Genomic DNA, 290 nt, shown 5'->3' on the forward strand with positions numbered 1-290 from the left:
AAGATTATGTACATCAACCGCACGTTTTAATCGTACAACGCCGGGATCTTGCGGTTCACGTTCGACAACATCGTGCGTTAAGACAGCTGCCTGCTGCCATTCTTGTAACGTTAATGCTGTCCAGGCTTGTTCAACCTCCAGATTAATATTACGTGGCTCGATCACTTCTGCTTTTTTTAATTCATTTTCTGCTGCACGAGGCCAACCGCGGGCTTGTAACACACTCGCGTAATCAATGCGCAGTCCCTGATTTCCTGGTGCGTTATAAGCAAGCTCTCTGGCTGTCATTT

The 290-nt window shown here is 46.9% G+C and carries 1 pseudogene; it reads right to left on the reverse strand.

The features are described from left to right. Window positions 1–290 (reverse strand): annotated as a pseudogene (locus tag SB756_RS29310) (poly-beta-1,6 N-acetyl-D-glucosamine export porin PgaA); the annotation flags it as partial.

This window comes from Pseudomonas sp. SIMBA_068 (genome assembly GCF_046534705.1).
Classification (GTDB): domain Bacteria; phylum Pseudomonadota; class Gammaproteobacteria; order Pseudomonadales; family Pseudomonadaceae; genus Aquipseudomonas; species Aquipseudomonas putida.